Below are 16,235 nucleotides of genomic sequence, written 5' to 3'. Positions count from 1 at the left end.
GCCTGTCGTGTATTTCGGTAGAGTTCCCGCATGCGCGCCGACCGGCTGGTCTCGCTGGTACTGCTGCTGCGCCGGCACGGCCGGATGAGCGCGGCCGCGCTCGCCCGCGAGCTGGAGGTCTCCACCCGCACCGTGCTGCGCGACATCGAGGCGCTGTCCGCGGCCGGCGTCCCGGTCTACGCCGAGCGCGGCCGCCACGGCGGCTTCGCGCTGCTGCCCGGCTTCCGCACCGAGCTCACCGGCCTCAACCGCGACGAGGCCCTCGCCCTGCTGGTCGCGGGGTCCCGGCGCGGCGCGCAGGCGTTCGGCCTGGGCGCCGCGCTCGCCTCGGCCATGCGCAAGGTGGCCGACGCGCTGCCCGAGAGCGACCGGGCCGCCGCCGACGACGCGGCCCGCCGGCTGCTCGTCGACCCCGGCACCGACCTGCTCGCCCGCCCCACCGCCGCCGAGGAGGAGCCCGGGCCCGCCATGGCCGAGATCCGCAGCGCCGTGCTCTGCGGGCACCGGCTGCGCATCCGCTACGCGGCCGCGAACCGGCCCCCCGAGTGGCGCACCGTCGACCCGGTCGGCCTGGTCACCGCGGACGGCATCGGCTACCTGCTGGCCATCAGGTCCGGTGAGGACCGCACCTACCGGCTGTCCCGGGTCCTGGCCGCCGAGGAGCTGGCCGAACCCGCGCGGCGGCCGGACCGGGTCGACCTGGACCGGGCCTGGCGGGAGCGCGCCGCCCGGTTCCGCACCGGCGGCGACCGGGTCGGCGTGCTGGTGCGGGTGGCCCCGCGGCACCGGGAGGAGCTGGCGGGCACCGCGCTGGCCGTGCGCGCCGGAGGGGAGCCCGGCGCCGACGGGCTGCTCCGCGTGGAGGCGGCCTTCCAGGACGCCGAGCACGCCGAATGGGCGCTGTGGCGGATCGCCGACGGCGCCGAGGTCCTCGCCCCGCAGTGGCTGCGCGCCCGCCTGCGCGACCGCGCCGCCGCGATCGCCGCCCGCCACGCGGAGCCCTCCTCCGGCCGGGAGGGCCGCTAGCGCCGCGGAACCGCCCGCCGAGCGGCCGCGCCCCGCCCGCGGCCGGACGGGGCGGGCGGACGCGGGGCCCTTCCGGGGCGGGCACCGCGGACCGGGGTCCGCATCCGCCCCGGTCGGAGGCGGCCCCTGTCTTCCCCGCCCCGGGGTGCCGGCCCCGGGCCCCGGGGCCGGCGGCTCCTCTGCGGCAGGAGGCCCCGGCCGTCCGGGGGCACGGGACGGCCGGGGCCGGCCTGCCCCGCACGGCGGCGCCGTGCGGGGCAGGCGGATCGGGGCGGTACGGCTAGGTGTGATACCCCGGTGCGTTGTTCACGCGGCTGATCGGTGGTCGCCCTCCCAATGCGGTATGGCAGCGGTGGTGGTTGTAGGCGTGCAGGAACTCCTCCAGGGCCCGGGTCCGCTCGGCGCTGGAGGAGTAGGCCCGCGCATAGGCCCACTCCTCGACCAGGGTCCGGTTGAACCGCTCCACCTTGCCGTTGGTCTGGGGCCGGTAGGCCCGGATGAAGCGGGGCCGGGCGCCGATGTCGGCCAGGGCCTGCTTGAAGGCCCGGCTCCTGCGGTAGGCCCAGGCGTTGTCGGTGAGCACCCGCTCGACGGCGATGCCGGCCGAGGCGAAGAAGGCCGCGGCCCGCCGGAGGAAGCCCGCGCAGGTGGCGGCCTTCTCATCAGGGTGGACCTCGGAGTAGGCCAGGCGCGAGTGGTCGTCGATGGCCGAGTGGACGTAGTCGAAGCCGATCCTGCTCCTGCGGTCGGGGCAGGCGGCCCGGCCCCGGGCTCGCCGTCCGCCCCCGTCGGGGATGCGGCCGAGCTTTTTGACGTCGATGTGGACCAGCTCGCCCGGGCGCTCGCGCTCATAGCGGCGGATCGCTTGGCCGGTGGGCCGGTCCAGGCGGGCCAGGCGGTTGAGGCGGTGGCGGACCAGGATCCGGTGCGCGGTGGAGGCGGGCATGCCGGTGATGGCGGCGATGCGGGCCGGGCCGAGTCTGCGGGCCCTGCGCAGCCGGCACACGGCCTGCTCGGCCTCGGCGGGGGTGCGCCGGGGGGTGGTGTGCGGGCGGCTGGGCCGGTCGGACAGGCCGGTTCGGCCTTCGGTTTCGTAGCGGCGGAGCCATTTGTGGGCGGTGGTGCGGGAGATGCCCATCTGGGCGGCCACGTGGGCCGCGGGGCGGCCGGCGGTGATGCGCTGGACGAGCAGGAGGCGCCCGTGGACGGTCAGGCGGGCGTTACGGTGGGACATGGAGGCCTCCGTGTGGTGTGTGACCTGGTAGTTCCACCACATCGGAGGTCTCCGTCATTGATCAAGGCCTGCTGTCAACAACGTCCATGATCATTACAGCTAGGGCGTCACGATCGCGAAATCGGTGTCCGGGTCGCTCACGACGTCCAGCACCTGCTGCACCAGGGACTCGTCCCCCTTCACCTCGATGCCGTCCAGGCCCTCGCCGCCCAGCAGGCCGAGCAGCCGGGCCTTGGTCATGGTGAGCACGACTCCGGCGTCCGGGTCGGGCTCGGTGCCGCGGCGGTAGGTCAGCACCCCGTTCTGCAGCGTCAGGTGCCACACCTCGTCCTGCTCCGGCAGGCTCCAGTCCATCCGGACCTTCAGGTCCCACGCCCGGGGCCCGTCGATCCGCACCGCCACCGAATCGATCAGCTGGTCCACGCCCAGGGCCATCAGCATGTCCCGGCCGGTCGTGTCGGTGGGCGTCTTCGCCACCCCCTCGCGCAGCTCCTGGGCGGCGGTGAGGTAGAAGTTGCGCCACACGGCGTTCTCCGCCGCGTGCCCCAGGCGCGTGTACACCTGCGCCAGCTCCTCCTTGGCCTCCTCGTCGTCGGGGTCGGCGAACACCAGGTGGTCGAGGAGCGTCGCCGCGAACCGCAGGTCCTCCTCCTCCGCGAACGCCTTCGCCGCGTCCAGCGCGCCGGCCCGCCCGCCCAGCGCCTGCACGTACCGCCGGGCCGCCTGGGCCGGCGGGTGCTCCCACAGGTGCGCCGGGTTCCCGTCGAACCAGCCCATGTAGCGCTGGTAGATCCCCTTGACGTTGTGGCTGAGCGACCCGTAGTACCCGCGGTTGGCCCAGGTCTCCGCCAGCGCCGGCGGCAGGGTGATCTCCTCGGCGATCTCGGGCCCCGTCATGCCCAGGTTGATCATCCGCAGCGTCTGGTCGTGCATGTAGGCGTACAGGTCGCGCTGCTTCTCCAGCAGCGCGGTGATGCGCTCGCCGCCCCACGTCGGCCAGTGGTGCGAGGCGAACGCCACGTCCGCCCTGTCCCCGAAGAGCACGATGGACTCGTCCAGGTAGTGCGCCCACACCCGCGGGTCGCGCACCTGCGCGCCGCGCAGCGTGATGATGTTGTGCATCGTGTGCGTGGCGTTCTCCGCCATGCACAGGGCGCGCAGCCCGGGCAGGAGGAAGTTCAGCTCGGCGGGGGCCTCGGTGCCCGGCGTCATCTGGAACTCGAACTCCACCCCGTCGACCGTCTCCACCTGCCCGGTCTCGGTGATCTCCGTGGTGGGCGGGATCAGCCCGATCGCCCCCGTGGACATGGCCTGGCCCAGCCCGCACCCGATCTGCCCCGAGGGCGAGCGGGGGATCCGCGATCCGTACATGTAGACGGCGCGGCGCTGCATGGCCGTCCCCGCGTACACGTTCTCCGAGACCGCGTGCTGCATGAACCCCTGCGGGGCCAGCACGGGGACCTCCTCGGAGCCGCCGTCCGGCAGGACGCCGCGGCACCCGCCGAAGTGGTCGGCGTGGGAATGGGTGAAGACCAGCCCGGTCACCTCGGTCCGGTCGGCCTCCTTCCCCCGGTGCTCGCGGTACAGCTCCAGCGCCGCGGCGGCGGTCTCGGCGGAGATGAGCGGGTCGACGACCACGACCCCGCGGTCGCCTTCGATCAGGGTCATGTTGGACAGGTCGAGCCCGCGCACCTGGTAGACGCGGTCGGTGACCTTGTACAGGCCCTGCTTGGCCGCGAGCCGCGACTGCCGCCACAGGCTCCTGCTGGCGGTCTCGGGGACGTCCTCCTCCAGGAAGCCGTAGGAGTCGCCGTCCCAGACGACCTTCCCGTCCCCGTCCTCGACGACCCCGGGGGAAAGGGCGGCGACGAAGCCCCTGTCCGCGTCTTCGAAATCGCGCTCGTCGCCGAAATCGAGCCGTTCCTCGTCGACGGCGCTCCGCGCGCCGCCGAATCCGGAGAAATCACCGGAGCCGTTTCCGGATTCGACCGCGAGGGCCGTGGCGGCGGCGCCGGCCGCCATTCCCGCGGCGGCGCCGCCGGCGGCGGTGAACAATGTGCGTCGGTCCAGGGAAGCCATGCATACCTCTCATCGCGACGGAAACGCGGGGGCAGGTGGCATTCACGCTACAGAACCGGAAAACCCCGGGCGGGCGATCCTGCGGGTGACCCGGACCACGGGTGTCAGGTGCGCATAAATTCCCCGCCCGGTGCCGCCGACCGGGAACTTCCACCCATTCTCCACCTGAGACATGGGTTTTCTCCGCCCACCCCGGATGACCACGGGCCCGGCGCTTTCCCTGCATTCCCCATCTGTTAGTGGGGATCCGCCCGGCGGGCGGATCCGCCGCCACGGGCCGGCCGCGATGGCGAATGTCACGAAGCGCCCGGAGCACCTCCCGGGCCTTCCCCGGCCCCCTTTTCCGCGGAAACGCCCGGCGAACGGGCGGGGCGTTCCGGGTGAACGGCGCCCGGCCGCGCCCCCCGGGTCGGGGCCCGGGCCGGTTTTGCGGTTCCGGCAAAGAAACTGGCCGCCGGGCCCGCGCCGGGGGCAGATTGGCGCCCGAGGAGGCCACCATGGACCACGACGGCGACCGCGCACCCCGCACCCCGGCCCCGGACGGCCCCGCACAGGCCCCCGGCGGCCGCCGCCCGGCCCCCGGGGACGGCGCCCCCTTCTCCCCCGAGGCAGAGGCCGGCGTCTGCGCCCGCGTCCTCGGCGACCGCAGGCACGGCCTGTGACCGCCCGCCCGACACCGCCGCCCCCGGCAGAACAGAAGAGGAGCACCGGCATGGACACCCTCCACTGGGAGCAGATGTACCGCGGCCGCGACCGCGTCTTCAGCGGCGCCCCCAACCCCGTACTCGTCGCCGAGGCCGCCGACCTGGAACCCGGCCAGGCCCTCGACGCCGGCTGCGGCGAAGGCGCCGACGCGCTCTGGCTGGCCCGGCGCGGCTGGAAGGTCACCGCCGTCGACCTCTCCCTCACCGCCCTGCGCCGCGCCGCCGCCTCCGCCGCCGGCGTCGCCGGCCGCATCTCCTGGGCCTGCGGCGACCTGGCCGAGGCGCCCCCGCCGCCCGGCGCCTTCGACCTGGTCTCGGTCCACTACTTCCCGCTGCCCCGCCGACCCGGCCACACCGCGCTGCGCGGCCTGCTGGACGCCGTCGCCCCCGGCGGCACCCTGCTCTTCGCCACCCACCACCCCGGCGACCTCGAACCCCGCCGGGGCTTCGACCCCGCCGACCACTACCAGCCCGGCGACATCGCCGCCCTGCTCGGCGACGACTGGACCGTCCTGGTCGCCGAGACCCGCCCGCGCACCGGCCCCGCACCCGCCGGCACCCGCCACACCCGCGACACCGTCCTGCGGGCGCGGCGCGAACGGTGACCGGCGCCCCGCGCGGGGCGGGCCTCCCGCCCGCCCCGCGCACCCCCTGAAAAAGAAGGGGGGCGGCTACAGGGCGGCGAGGAGCGGGGCGAAGCCCTCCGCCCCGTGCCCCGCGTCGACCGCCCGCCGGGGGGTGACCGGCGCCACCGCCCCCGCGCCGCCGCCCCGGACGACCACCCGCTTTTTGGTCGATTTCCACAACTCGCGCCGCTCAGCGTGAGCGGATTACGACATGGCACCGCCCCCCTCCAGACGGAAGGCTGGAACACTGCCGGGGACCACCACGCCCCCGGCTCGCACATCATCGGTCTATGAGGAGGGCTCGGTCTGGTGTTCAGTCGTGTCGCCATCGTCAACCGTGGAGAAGCGGCCATGCGCCTCATCCACGCCGTACGGGACATCGCCGCGGAGACCGGGACCCGGATCGAGACCGTCGCCCTGTACACCGACGTCGACCGCGCGGCCGCCTTCGTCCGCGAAGCCGACCTCGCCTACGACCTCGGCCCCGCCTCCGCCCGCCCCTACCTCGACCTCAAGGCCCTGGAGCGCGCCCTGACCGCCACCGGCGCCGACGCCGCCTGGGTCGGCTGGGGCTTCGTCGCCGAAGACCCCGCCTTCGCCGAACTGTGCGAGCAGATCGGCGTCGCCTTCATCGGCCCCTCCCCCGACGCCATGCGCAGGCTCGGCGACAAGATCGGCGCCAAACTCATCGCCGAAGAGGTCGGCGTCCCCGTCGCCCCCTGGAGCCGCGGCGCCGTGGACACCCTCGACGACGCCCTCGCCGCCGCCGAGCGCATCGGCTACCCGCTGATGCTCAAGGCCACCGCCGGCGGCGGCGGCCGCGGCATCCGCGTCATCACCGACCCCGCCGAACTCGCCGACGCCTACGAGCGCACCAGCCAGGAGGCCGCCCGCGCCTTCGGCAGCGGCACCGTCTTCCTGGAGCGCCTGGTCACCGGCGCCCGCCACGTCGAAGTGCAGGTCATCGCCGACGGCCAGGGCACCGCCTGGGCACTGGGCGTGCGCGACTGCTCCGTGCAGCGCCGCAACCAGAAGATCATCGAGGAATCGGCCTCCCCCGTCCTCACCCCCGACCAGGCCGCCGAACTCAAGGCCTCCGCCGAACGCCTGGCCGTCGCCGTCGGCTACCGCGGCGCCGCCACCGTCGAGTTCCTCTACCACCCCGCCGACAAGCTCTTCGCGTTCCTGGAGGTCAACACCCGCCTCCAGGTCGAACACCCCATCACCGAGGCCACCACCGGCTTCGACCTGGTCAAGGCCCAGCTGCACGTGGCCGGCGGCGGCCGCCTCGAAGGCCGCCCGCCCGCCGAGCGCGGCCACGCCGTGGAGGCCCGCCTCAACGCCGAGGACCCCGACCGCGACTTCGCCCCCTCCCCCGGCCGCATCGCCCGCCTCGACCTGCCCGCCGGCCCCGGCATCCGGGTCGACACCGGAGTCACCGAAGGCGACACCATCCCCGCCGACTTCGACTCCATGATCGCCAAGATCATCGCCTACGGCCGCGACCGCGACGAGGCCCTGGGCCGGCTGCGCCGCGCCATGGCCCAGACCACCGTCATCATCGAAGGCGGCGCCACCAACAAGAGCTTCGTCCTGGACCTGCTCGACCGCCCCGAGGTCATCGGCGCCACCGCCGACACCGGCTGGATCGACCGCGTCCGCGCCGAAGGCGGCCTGGTCTCCCACCGCCACTCCGCCGTCGCCCTGGCCGCCGCCGCCATCGAGGCCTACGAGGAGCAGGAGCACACCGAGCGCCGCCGCCTGCTGTCCACCGCCTTCGGCGGCCGCCCCCAGGTCCAGCACGAGAGCGGCCGCCCCCTCGACCTCAAACTCCGCGGCACCGCCTACCGGGTCCGCGTCGCCCGCACCGGCGCCCACCGCTTCCGCATCGCCATCGAAGCCGGCGACCAGGCCCGCACCGCCGACGTCGAACTCGACCGCTACGACCGCCACACCGGCCAGATCACCGTCAACGGCGCCCGCTACCGCCTGCTCACCGACACCCACGGCCCCGTCCACCTGGTCGAGGTCGACGGCACCGCCCACCGCGTCAGCCGCGACGAGGGCGGCGTGCTGCGCTCCCCCACCCCCGCCCTGGTCATCGCCACCCCCCTGGAGACCGGCGCCGAGGTCGAGGCCGGCGCCCCCGTCCTGGTGCTGGAGTCCATGAAGATGGAGACGGTGCTGCGCGCACCGTTCAAGGCCCGCCTCAAGGAATGCGCGGTGTCGGTGGGCAGCCAGGTCGAGACCGGCGCCCCGCTGCTGCGCCTGGAACCCCTCGCCGACGGAGACGACACCGCCGAGGCCGACACCGAACCCGTCGAACTGGACCTGCCGGACGCCCCCGCCGGCGCCCCCGCCGACCAGCGCCTCGACCGCGCCCGCCAGGACCTGCACGGCCTGCTGCTGGGCTACGACGCCGACCCCCGCGACCCCGACCGCCCGCTGCAGGACTACCTCGCCGCCCGCCGCGACGCCGCCGACCAGGGCCACCGCGTCCTCCCCGGCGAACTCGACCTCCTCAACGCCTTCGCCGACCTCGCCGAACTGACCCGCAACCGCCCCTCCGGCGAGGACGACGCCGGCGCCGACGACCGCGTGCACAGCGCCCGCGAACACCTCCACGCCTACCTGCAGAGCCTCGACGTGGAACGCGCCGGCCTCCCGGAGTCCTTCCAGGCCAAACTGGCCACCGCCCTGGCCCACTACGGCGTCGCCGACCTGGAGCGCACCCCCGAACTGGAGGCCGCGGTCTTCCGCGTCTTCCTCGCCCAGCAGCGCGCCGCCGCCGACGCCGGCGCCGTCGCCGCACTGCTGCGCACCTGGCTGAGCGACCCCCAGCCCGACGAGACCCTGCGCGAACCCGCCGGCCTGGCCCTGGAACGCCTCATCGCCGCCACCCAGGTCCGCTTCCCCGCCGTCGCCGACCTGGCCCGCGGCGTGGTCTTCGCCTGGTTCGGCCAGCCGCTGCTGCGCCGCAACCGCGCCCGCGTCTACGCCGACGTCCGCCGCCACCTGCGCCACCTGGACGCCCACCCCGACGCCGCCGACCGCGCCCGCCGCATCGAGGAGATGGTGCGCACCACCGAACCCCTGGTGCGCCTGCTCGGCCGCCGCCTCACCCGCGACGGCCTGGACAACTCCGCCATGCTGGAGGTCCTCACCCGCCGCTACTACGGCTCCAAGGCCATCGCCTCGGTGCACACCACCCGCGCCGCCGACTGCACCTTCGTCCTGGCCGAACGCACCGACGGCACCCGCGTGCTCTCCGCCGCCGCCGGCTTCGACGCCCTGGGCTCCGCCCTGGACGGCCTGGCCGCCCAGGCCGGCGGCGACCGCCCCGTCGACGCCGACATCTACCTGTCCTGGGAGAACCAGCCCGCCGACCCCGACGCGATGGCCGCCGCCCTGCTCCAGGTCATCGGCGCCCACCCGCTGCCCGAGCAGGTCCGCAGGATCACCACCACCGTCGCCGGCAGCCGCGGCGCCGTCATGCACCACCACTTCACCTTCCACCCCACCGCCCAGGGCACCACCGAGCACCGCCTCATCCGCGGCCTGCACCCCCACATCGCCCGGCGCATGCAGATGGAGCGGTTCGGCGCCTTCGACCTCACCCGGCTGCCCTCCGCCGACGAAGAGGTCTACCTCTACCAGGCCGTCGCCAAGGACGACCCCTCCGACGACCGCCTGGTCGCCTTCGCCCAGGTCCGCGACCTCACCGAACTGCGCGAGGCCGACGGCCGCCTGGTCGCCCTGCCCACCGCCGAGGAGACCGTCGCCGCCTGCCTGGACTCCATCCGCCGCGCCCGCGCCCGCCGCCCCGCCCGCCGGCGCCTGCCCACCAACCGGATCGTCGTCTACGTCTGGCCCTCCAGCGACCTCACCCGCGCCGAACTGGAGATGCTCACCAAGCGCGTCCTGCCCACCTCCGCCGGCGCCGACCTGGAAGAGGTCCTGTTCATCGCGCGCCGCCGCGACACCGGCACCGGCGAGCAGACCGAGGTCGCCGTGCGCATCGCCTTCGACAACGCCGGCGCCACCGAGCTGACCATCGGCGAACCCGCCGCCGACCCGGTCGAACCCCTCGACGCCTACCGGCAGAAGGTGCTGCGCGCCGCCGCCCGCAACACCGCCTACCCCTACGAGCTCACCGGCATGCTCGGCGACTTCACCGAGTACGACCTGGACGACACCCACACCCTGGTGCCGGTGGACCGCCCCAAGGGGAACAACACCGCCGCCCTGGTGGCGGGCGTCGTCACCACCCCCACCCCGCGCCACCCCCAGGGCGTCACCCGGGTGGTGCTGCTGGGCGACCCCACCAAGTCGCTGGGCGCGCTGTCGGAGCCGGAGTGCCGCCGGGTGATCGCCGCCCTGGACCTGGCCGAGCGGATGCGCATCCCGCTGGAGTGGTACGCGCTGTCCTCCGGCGCCCGCATCTCCATGTCCTCGGGCACCGAGAACATGGACTGGGTGGCCGCCGCCCTCAAGCGGATCGTGGAGTTCACCCAGGACGGCGGCGAGATCAACATCGTCGTCGCCGGCATCAACGTCGGCGCCCAGCCCTACTGGAACGCCGAGGCCACCATGCTCATGCACACCAAGGGCGTGCTGGTGATGACCCCCGACTCGGCGATGGTGCTCACCGGCAAGCAGTCCCTGGACTTCTCCGGCGGGGTCTCGGCCGAGGACAACTTCGGCATCGGCGGCTACGACCGGGTGATGGGCCCCAACGGCCAGGCCCAGTACTGGGCGCCCGACCTGCCCGCCGCCCGCGACGTGCTGATGGCCCACTACGACCACTCCTACGTCGCCCCCGGCGAGCACGCCCCGCGCCGCGCCGCCACCACCGACCCCCGCGACCGCGACGTCCGCCCCTTCCCGCACTCCGCGGAGGGCAGCGACTTCACCACCGTCGGCGAGATCTTCTCCGCCGAGCACAACCCCGACCGCAAGAAGCCCTTCGACATCCGCACCGTGATGCGCGCCGTCTCCGACCAGGACCACCCGGTGCTGGAGCGCTGGGCGGGCATGGCCGACGCCGAGACCGCCGCGGTGCAGGACGTGCACATGGGCGGCATCCCGGTGTGCCTGCTGGGCATCGAGTCCCGCTCGGTGGCCCGGCGCGGCTTCCCGCCCACCGACGGCCCCGACGCCTACACCGCCGGGACCCTGTTCCCGCGGTCGTCGAAGAAGGCCGCCCGGGCGATCAACGCCGCCAGCGGCAACCGGCCGCTGGTGGTGCTGGCCAACCTGTCCGGGTTCGACGGCTCCCCCGAGTCGATGCGCAAGCTGCAGCTGGAGTACGGCGCCGAGATCGGCCGCGCGATCGTCAACTTCCGCGGCCCGATCGTGTTCTGCGTGATCTCCCGCTACCACGGCGGCGCGTTCGTGGTCTTCTCCAAGGCGCTCAACCCGAACATGACCGTGCTGGCGCTGGAGGGCTCCTATGCCTCGGTGCTGGGCGGCGCGCCGGCCGCCGCGGTGGTCTTCGCCCGCGACGTCGACGCCCGCACCGCCGCCGACGAGCGGGTCACCGCCCTGGAGGCGCGCGCCGCCGCGGCCTCCGGCGCGGACAAGGCGGCGCTCGCCGCGGAGCTGGAGGAGCTGCGCTCGTCGGTGCGCGCGGAGAAGCTCGGCGAGGTGGCCGCCGAGTTCGACCGGGTGCACGACATCCGCCGCGCGGTGCAGGTCGGCTCGGTGGACGCGGTGATCGGCGCCGCCGAGCTGCGGCCCCGCATCATCGAGGCGATCGAGGCCCGCCTGGGCTGACCCGGCCCCGGACGGACCCGGCCCCCGCCCCCGGACGCTTCGGCGCCCGGCGGCGGGGGCCTTTCCGTGCCCGGGCGGGCCGCCCGGTCAGTCCCTGGCGTAGTGCAGGCCGATCGCGCCGTCGGGCAGCGCGGTGGACTGCACCAGCCTCCACTCCGAGGCCGGAAGCCCCTCCTCGAACAGGCGCAGGCCGCCGCCCGGCAGCACCGGGACCACCGCGAACCGCAGGTCGTCGACCAGGTCCGCGCGGAGCAGCGCCCGGATGACGCTCGCGCTGTTGACCGCGAGGATGTCCCGCCCGGGGGCCTCGCGCAGCGCCTTGACCTCCGTCGCGCCGCTTCCGCTGGGTCATGGGGGGTCCTCCTCGGGGCCGCGGGGCTTCGGGGGCCGGGCGCTCACCCGGCGGCGGGCGCCCCCTGCGGGGCGGGCCGGTAGCACAGGCGGACCACGCCGGAGGGGAAGGTCGTGGTGGAGACGGGCTCCAGCCGGACGGGGCCGATGCCGTCGAAGATCCGCGGCCCGGAGTCCCACAGGTAGGGGCTGACGGTGAACCAGAACTCGTCGACCAGGCCGGCGGTGATGAGGCCGCGGGCCAGTTCCCCGGCGCAGGGGACGATCAGGTCGCCGGAGTGCTCCTCCTTGAGGGCCGTCACCGCGCCGGCGGGGTCGCCTTCCAGCAGGGCGGCGTTCCACTCCAGCGGTCCGCTCAGGGTCCGGGAGGCCACGTACTTGGGCATGGAGTTCATCCGGGCGGCGTAGGCCTCGAACCCGGGGGCGCCGGCCAGGGCGGGCCAGGCCTTGGACAGCCCCTCATAGGTCCTGCGGCCCAGCACCATGGCGTCGGCGGCCCGCCACATCTCCAGCCCGGCCTGCATGCTGTGGGGGTCGGTGACCAGCCATCCGCCGTGCGCTTCGGGCGCCGGCGCCTCGAAGGCGCCGTTGGCGGTCATGCCGGTGTTGATGATCAGGCGTCCCACGGTGTGCTCCTGTCAGGGGGTGTCGGTGCCGATGCTCGCGGCGAGCGCGTCGAGGCTCTGGCCGAAGCCGGTCTCGATGCCGGCGATGAAGTCGGCGGAAGGGGAGGTGCTGTCGGTGATCCGGTACTCCACCCGTAGGTCGGTGCCGGCCCCGGCGGGCCGCAGCCGGTGGTCGACGCGGGCGGTGAAGGCAGGGGAGCCGTCGGGCAGCAGCGGGGAGAGCCGGTAGGCCAGGTGCTCGCCGGGGGAGGCCTGCTCCACGGCGCCCTCGGCGCGCCCGGCGACGGGGTCGGTGCCGCCGGTGTCCTCGGTGTCGCGGTACTCCAGGACGATCCGCCCGCCCGGCGCGGCGTCGAAGGCCAGCTCGGAGACGCGCAGGTCCTGCGGCGCCCACCAGCGGGCGAGCAGGTCGGGCTCGGTGAGGTGGCGCCAGACCTCGCCGGGGCCGGCGGCCAGGGACCGGTGGAAGGCGAAGGAGCGGCCGTCGGCCCACCCCGGGCCCTGCTCGGCGGCGAGCCGCTCGGTGCGCAGGCTGCGCCGGTGGCGGTCGAAGGCGCTGCCGGGGCCGCCGGTCCGCTCGGCGGCTTCGGCGAGGCGGTCGAGTTCGGCGGCCAGGTCGCGCAGCGGGCCGGCGCGCAGCGCGTAGACGCGGCGCCGGCCGGTGCGCTGGGAGGTGACGGCGCCGGCGCGCTCCAGGGCCTGCAGGTGCTTGGTGGTCTGGGGCTGGCGGGCCCCGGCGAGTTCGGCGAGGACGCCGACCGGGCGGGGCCGTTCGGCGAGCAGGTTCACGAGCCGCCACCGGGCCGGGTCGGCCAGGGCGGCGAGGAGTCCGTCCATGCCCAGAAGTATTCACCGCGGAGAATATTCGTGTCAAGGAATCCTTCGGGACCCCCGGAGCGCACCCCCGTCTGTACCTACAGGTATGTACAATCGGGGCCGTGGACACCAGGGAACGACTCATCGAAAGCACCCGCGAACTGCTGTGGGAGCGCGGCTACACCGGCACCAGCCCCAGAGCCGTCCAGCAGCGCGCCGGCGCCGGCCAGGGCAGCATGTACCACCACTTCCGCGGCAAGCCCGACCTGGCGCTGGCCGCCATCCAACGCAGCGCCGAAGAACTGAGGGACCGGGCCGAGGCCGAGTTCTCCGCCCCCGGCACCCCCCTGCAGCGGATCACCGCCTACCTGCTCCGGGAGCGCGACGCCCTCAAGGGCTGCCCCGTCGGCCGGCTGACCCAGGACCCCGACGTGATGGCCGACCCCGCCCTGCGCGCACCGGTGCAAGAAGCGCTCTCCTGGCTGACCGGGCGCCTGGCCGCCCTGCTGGCCCAGGCCCGCGCCGCCGGCGAGGTCGACGCCGGCCTGGACCCCGCCGCCACCGCCGCCGCCCTGGCCGCGGTACTGCAGGGCGGCTACGTCCTGGCCCGCGCCTCCGGCTCGGCCCAGGCCCAGGCCCGCGCCGTCGAAGGCGCCCTGGCCCTGCTCGCCCCCCGCCGCCCCTGACCCCGCCCCGGATCCCGGAGGAACCGCCCATGCCCTTCGTCCGCATCGACACCCTGCAGGCCGGCCCCCGGCGCCTGGAGGCGCTGGGCCGCGCCGTGCACGAGGCCCTCGTCGAGACCCTCGGCGTCCCGCCCGAAGACCGCTTCCAGGTCCTCACCGACCACGACGGCCGCTCCGGCACCCTGCACTGCGACGACTACCTGGGGGTGCACCGCGACGAGGGCATCGCCTACATCGCGATCACCATGCGCGCCGGGCGCACCCCCGACCAGAAGCGGGCGCTGTACCGCAGGATCGCCGAACTGGCCCGCGACCACGCCGGCACCGAACCGCGCAACGTGTTCGTCACCGTCACCGAGAACGCCTCCATCGACTGGTCGCTGGGCGAGGGCGAGGCGCAGTACGCCCCCGCCGGCGCCGGTGACCAGGACGCCCTGCCCGCCGCCCTGGAGACCACCACCGCACCCCCGGCCGACTGACCCGCCCCGGCTCAGCGCACCGACGCCACCAGCTCCTCGGCCTCCCGCACGATCCGCGCCAACCGCCCGTGGTGCGCACCCGGCCAGTACACCCGCCCGCACCCCCCGCACCGCCCGAACACCTCATAGCAGGCCCGAGTGCCCGCCTCCAGCTCCGCGGCCACCTCCTCGGCCGCCGCCCGCACCAGCAGCCCGTTGCAGGCCGGACACCGCGTCCACGGCGCCAACGGCGGCGCGAACCGCCCCAGCACCTCCCGCAGCTGCTCCTCCGGCCGCTCCGCCCGAACATGCCCGCCCGCCGGCAGCGCACGCCGGCACAGCAGCCCCCGGTCCCGGGTCAGCAGCACCCGCCGCTCGGCCGCGGCCTGCCGCACCAGCGAAGCGTCATCCCGGTCGTTGTCATAGGCGGTGTCCACGCCCAGCAGCCGCAACCGCCGCGCCAGCGTCCCCAGATGCACGTCCAGCAGGAACCGCACCCGCGCGAACGGCACCGGCTGGGGCCACGACACCCCCTCCACCTCCACCGCCCGCCCCGGCACCGGCCTGTACCCCGCCCCCACCACGCGCCCGCCGGCCCGCAGCACCCCCACCTCGGTCAGCGGCACCCCCAGCGACTGCACCAGATGCCCCAGCGGCGCACCGGCGTCGCAGACCGCCCGCACCCGCTCCCCCCGGTGCCGCGGCCGCAGGAAGAACCGCAGCTCCGGGGAGAAGCGCACCACCACCTCGCGACGTTCCACCCTCCGAGGATGGCACGCCCCGCCCCCGCCCGCCCTCACACCTGCCCCGGCGCACCCGACCCCGCACCGGCCACCCCCACCGACGCCGCCGAACGCGCACCCAGCACCGACGCCGCCAACCCCACCGGCACCGCCGCACCCACCACCGCCGAGATCCGCACCCACGGCAGCGCCACCACCGCATCCGGAACCGACGCCACCGCACCCAAGGCCCCGAACACCACCCCCACCCCGACCCCCAGCACCGCACCCGTCACCGACACCACGACCCCCTCCGCCGCCAGCACCCCGCCCAACGCGCCCCGCGACAACCCCAGCGCCCGCAGCAGCGCGAACTCCCCCGCCCGCTCACCCGCCGACAGCGCCAGCGTGTTCGCCGCCCCCAGCACCGCGATCACCACCGCCGCACCCGCCAAGCACACCACCACCACGAAGACCGAATCGAACAACCGGGAGAACTGCGCCCGCTGATCCGCCGCACTGGACACCTCCACCCCCGGGAAATCCGCCACCGCACCCAGCACCGCCCCCCGCAACTCCGCACCGTCCACCCCGCCGGCGCCCCGCACCAGCAGCACCGCGTCCCCCGCACCCGGGAACAGCGCCGCGAAATCACCCGGATCCGCCGTCACCCCTCCCATACCGCCCTCGGCCACCACCGCCGCCACCCGCACCCGCCGCTCACCACCGGGACCCGACACCGCCACCGCATCACCGGCACCCACCCCCAACCGCTCCGCGTCACCGGCCCCCACCGCCACCGCACCCGGCCCCACCCCGGCCAGATCCCCCTCCACCACCTCAGAGGAGACGTCCACCCCCACATCGGCGCCCACATACGCCGAGACCTCCACCCCCGCACCCCCCGCGCTCCCGCGCCCGGTGCGCACCCGCACCACCCCGCCGACCCGCGGATCCTCCGCCAACCGCTCCGCCAGCGCCCCCGGCACCCGCCGCCCGTCCCCCGAACCCGGCCGCCCCACCCCATCGGCCACCGGGAACACCGCATAATCGGCCGGCAGCTCACGCGCCATCACCTGCACCAGCGTCGCCTGGATCGACGCCGCCGCCACCGCATACCCCCCGATCAGGC

Annotated in this window: 13 protein-coding genes; 6 read left to right on the top strand and 7 right to left on the bottom strand. The window is 75.1% G+C overall.

Annotated elements, in window-relative coordinates:
- The first annotated feature begins 30 nt into the window (after window positions 1-30).
- Entirely contained in the window at window positions 31-1,026 is a 996-nt protein-coding gene (locus D459_RS0102665) for a helix-turn-helix transcriptional regulator (protein WP_017591445.1), read from the top strand.
- Between the two features lie 280 nt (window positions 1,027-1,306).
- Here D459_RS0102665 and D459_RS0102660 read toward each other — a convergent pair whose 3' ends face one another.
- Both D459_RS0102660 and D459_RS0102655 read right to left on the bottom strand, forming a co-directional pair.
- A complete protein-coding gene (locus D459_RS0102660) occupies window positions 1,307-2,260 on the bottom strand; it encodes an IS481 family transposase (protein ID WP_026119997.1) in 954 nt (317 codons plus the stop codon).
- Between the two features lie 99 nt (window positions 2,261-2,359).
- Window positions 2,360-4,339: an alkyl/aryl-sulfatase gene (locus D459_RS0102655; RefSeq protein ID WP_026119996.1), complete on the bottom strand. Its 1,980-nt coding sequence runs from the start codon at window positions 4,337-4,339 to the stop codon at window positions 2,360-2,362.
- A gap of 497 nt (window positions 4,340-4,836) precedes the next feature.
- Here D459_RS0102655 and D459_RS35755 point away from each other — a divergent pair, with 497 nt between their 5' ends.
- The 3 genes from D459_RS35755 to D459_RS0102635 all read left to right on the top strand — a co-directional run bounded on the left by D459_RS35755 (window position 4,837) and on the right by D459_RS0102635 (window position 11,444).
- On the top strand, window positions 4,837-5,001 hold the full coding sequence (locus D459_RS35755; protein WP_017591442.1) for a hypothetical protein: 165 nt from the start codon (window positions 4,837-4,839) through the stop codon (window positions 4,999-5,001).
- A gap of 50 nt (window positions 5,002-5,051) precedes the next feature.
- The gene (locus tag D459_RS0102645) at window positions 5,052-5,648 is read left to right on the top strand and encodes a class I SAM-dependent methyltransferase (protein ID WP_017591441.1); all 597 of its coding nucleotides are present in this window, start codon (window positions 5,052-5,054) and stop codon (window positions 5,646-5,648) included.
- Between the two features lie 330 nt (window positions 5,649-5,978).
- Window positions 5,979-11,444 carry an ATP-binding protein gene (locus tag D459_RS0102635; RefSeq protein ID WP_026119995.1) on the top strand — a complete coding sequence of 1,822 codons (5,466 nt, stop codon included), beginning with the start codon at window positions 5,979-5,981 and terminating at the stop codon, window positions 11,442-11,444.
- Between the two features lie 87 nt (window positions 11,445-11,531).
- Here D459_RS0102635 and D459_RS34050 read toward each other — a convergent pair whose 3' ends face one another.
- From D459_RS34050 to D459_RS0102620, 3 genes are all read right to left on the bottom strand, one after another.
- The gene (locus D459_RS34050; RefSeq protein ID WP_081620422.1) at window positions 11,532-11,759 is read right to left on the bottom strand and encodes a dihydrofolate reductase family protein; all 228 of its coding nucleotides are present in this window, start codon (window positions 11,757-11,759) and stop codon (window positions 11,532-11,534) included.
- A gap of 80 nt (window positions 11,760-11,839) precedes the next feature.
- Complete coding sequence (locus D459_RS0102625; protein WP_017591437.1) at window positions 11,840-12,421, bottom strand: dihydrofolate reductase family protein; 582 nt, start codon at window positions 12,419-12,421, stop codon at window positions 11,840-11,842.
- 12 nt (window positions 12,422-12,433) lie between these two features.
- Window positions 12,434-13,258: a metalloregulator ArsR/SmtB family transcription factor gene (locus D459_RS0102620; RefSeq protein WP_017591436.1), complete on the bottom strand. Its 825-nt coding sequence runs from the start codon at window positions 13,256-13,258 to the stop codon at window positions 12,434-12,436.
- A gap of 101 nt (window positions 13,259-13,359) precedes the next feature.
- On the opposite strand from D459_RS0102620, the gene D459_RS0102615 reads away from it, so the two are divergent.
- Window positions 13,360-13,923: a TetR/AcrR family transcriptional regulator gene (locus D459_RS0102615; RefSeq protein WP_017591435.1), complete on the top strand. Its 564-nt coding sequence runs from the start codon at window positions 13,360-13,362 to the stop codon at window positions 13,921-13,923.
- A 29-nt stretch (window positions 13,924-13,952) separates the two neighbouring features.
- On the top strand, window positions 13,953-14,402 hold the full coding sequence (locus D459_RS0102610; RefSeq protein WP_017591434.1) for a tautomerase family protein: 450 nt from the start codon (window positions 13,953-13,955) through the stop codon (window positions 14,400-14,402).
- An 11-nt stretch (window positions 14,403-14,413) separates the two neighbouring features.
- On the opposite strand, the gene D459_RS0102605 is transcribed toward D459_RS0102610, so the two are convergent.
- Window positions 14,414-15,142, bottom strand: a complete 729-nt coding sequence (locus D459_RS0102605; protein ID WP_040709010.1) for a Mut7-C RNAse domain-containing protein — start codon at window positions 15,140-15,142, stop codon at window positions 14,414-14,416.
- A gap of 35 nt (window positions 15,143-15,177) precedes the next feature.
- The coding region (locus D459_RS36070) for an ABC transporter permease (protein WP_017591432.1) at window positions 15,178-16,235 on the bottom strand (1,058 nt) is incomplete at its 5' end.

The sequence above is a fragment of the Nocardiopsis potens DSM 45234 genome (genome assembly GCF_000341105.1).
Taxonomy (GTDB): Bacteria; Actinomycetota; Actinomycetes; order Streptosporangiales; family Streptosporangiaceae; genus Nocardiopsis_A; species Nocardiopsis_A potens.
This window is presented reverse-complemented; position numbering and strand designations above follow the sequence as displayed.